Origin of the sequence: Okeania sp. SIO2B9, assembly GCF_010672505.1 — a bacterium.
Classification (GTDB): domain Bacteria; phylum Cyanobacteriota; class Cyanobacteriia; order Cyanobacteriales; family Microcoleaceae; genus Okeania; species Okeania hirsuta.
This window is the reverse complement of the sequence record NZ_JAAHGK010001240.1, coordinates 1-2,258: the sequence shown is the minus strand read 5'-3', so window position 1 is coordinate 2,258 and position 2,258 is coordinate 1. Positions and strand designations below refer to the sequence as shown.

Annotated in this window: 2 protein-coding genes and 1 pseudogene; 2 read left to right on the top strand and 1 reads right to left on the bottom strand. The window is 30.2% G+C overall.

What is annotated here, in order from left to right:
* Window positions 1-252, top strand: a 252-nt coding sequence (locus F6K13_RS29370; protein WP_287289320.1) for a DUF3067 family protein, incomplete at its 5' end; no start/stop codon positions are given.
* 19 nt (window positions 253-271) lie between these two features.
* On the opposite strand, the gene F6K13_RS29365 is transcribed toward F6K13_RS29370, so the two are convergent.
* Window positions 272-607, bottom strand: a complete 336-nt coding sequence (locus F6K13_RS29365) for a tRNA-binding protein (protein WP_124147626.1) — start codon at window positions 605-607, stop codon at window positions 272-274.
* A 1,167-nt stretch (window positions 608-1,774) separates the two neighbouring features.
* On the opposite strand from F6K13_RS29365, the pseudogene F6K13_RS29360 reads away from it, so the two are divergent.
* Window positions 1,775-2,258 (top strand): annotated as a pseudogene (locus F6K13_RS29360) (mechanosensitive ion channel domain-containing protein); the annotation flags it as partial.

Sequence of the window (2,258 nt, the reverse complement as noted above, 5' to 3'; positions counted from 1 at the left end):
TGGCGGACAAAAGGCAAAATATTTGTGCAGGTTATGTGGAAGTACCTTGAACAAGTATCTTTTCCGATGACAGAAGTAGATTATTTGGCCCATCTAGATGCAATAGCCACCTATATCAATGGTTTTGGCGGTGTAGAAACTGTTAAGAACTACATTGAGAATACAAAAGAAAGACCTAGACTAGGTAAGGCAGTTAGTATTCCTCTAGACTTAGGCGAGAGAGCTTCAGAATGGATGGTAGAAGAATTCTAACCAGAGGGCGCTCAAAATACTACAATATTCTTTGGCCCAGTAGTACATCTCGATCTGGGTGTATCAGAGCAACTTCTCCATCATCCATCACCACACCTAAAACCAAGACCTCAGACATAAAGTTAGCGACTTGACGTGGTGGCAGATTTGTAACTGCTAGAATTAATTTGCCCACTAAATTTTGACGAATATAGAGCTTTGTTAATCCTGCGCTAGACTTTTTGATGCCAAATTCACCAAAATCTATCCACAGTTTGTAAGCTGGTTTTCTGGCTTCTGGAAATTCTTCTGTACCAATAATTTTTCCCACCCTTATTTCTATTTTCTCAAAGTCAGAATAAGTTATGTTTGTCATTTTTTATCTTCTCTAAATTAGATTGAGTATCATAAATCAGTTTAGTATTTTACTTAATTAATAATATATATGGAATCGATTCAACTATTTATCGAGGTTAAAAATTCATCTAATAATTGCCATACAAGTATTGAGATCAACCATTTATTCTATTCAACCCCTTTAAGTAAAAAAACAAAAGGATATAAATCATGAAATAGGTAGTAAATTAGTCACGAAAATTAGCAGTATTTCGTAAATTTTACACAGAATAAATTTAAGCAATTAGTGATTATATATCCTCCCATAAATTTTTAGCAGAACAAGTGCTAATGAAAAAAGTAGAAATAGGAACTTATCTGGCAATTATTCTCCAAAGGGAAGTAAAGATTGTCGAAAATGCACAAGTATTAGTAACTTGATTTAGAGGATAATTGCTAGGATAAATGACATTAATTCAGTCATAACCCAAAAGTACAAATTTCATAGTTGTTAGTGATAGAGAAATAGCTCTAATACCAATTTCATAAAATATTGCTACAGTCTCGACACGGGCAACAGGCAACAGCTCATCTGGCAACAGGGAAAGAAAAACTAGATAAAAAAGAGGAAAAAATGCTGAATTTTGACATTTGATGGATATATAAAATTTTTAATTGTAGCAATAAATGACAAATTAAGATGTAACTACCTTTTTTTAATTTGGTATAATTGGTTTTGATGATATTGAAACTATTAAAAATACTCATCCTCAAATTGCAATAAATGCTGACAAACTTTTCTTCTGTCTTAATGACTACTAGCAATAACTTAATTATTTGTAACAAAAATCTATCAAAATGGTATTAGATATTTCTAGAAATAAAAAATATATTTAGCCTGTTAGTTAAAATCTTTAAAAAATAACTATTTGAGTTAGGGAATAAATCATTCTTCATTAAAGAATATTACTGAAATAATTTTCTTAATTCTACATTCGGAACTTCACGCGCTTAGTATAAAGGGCAAGTAGTCAGTATAGCGCTGTGCGCAGGCAACAGCTCATCTGGCAACAGGCAACAGGGGGAATAAAATGATATTTTTTTACTTACACAATTTTTAAATAGACTGAGGTTGAACCTCTTTTACATTTGCTATTTAATTTATATATTTAATTTTTCCTCATTTATTAAATACACTGGGTTTAAGATGAATTGGATACTTATAGAAATAAAAAATATATTTAGACTCTTAGTTAAAATAGTTATATTTGAAATATTTGAGTTAGGGAATAAATCATTTTCCATCAAGAATATTACTGAAATAATTTTCTTAATTGTTTTAGTAGTATTTTTCTCGCGCACAATAAAAAATTGGATGAAAGAATGGATATTAGTTAATTTAGGAATCAAAAAAGGTACAAGAGAAGCGATCGCCTCTATTATTAATTACATCATTACAATAACTGGTATCTTAATTGTGCTTCATAATGCAGGCATTGACTTAACCTCAATTACTGTAATTGCTGGTGCTTTAAGTATTGGCATTGGTATTGGTTTGAAAAATATTATTAGTAATTTTGTTAGTGGTTTAACAATTTTGATTGCTAAATTAACTAATATCCATTCTTTCATCCAATTTTTTATTGTGCGCGAGAAAAATACTACTAAAACAATTAAGAAAATTATTTCAG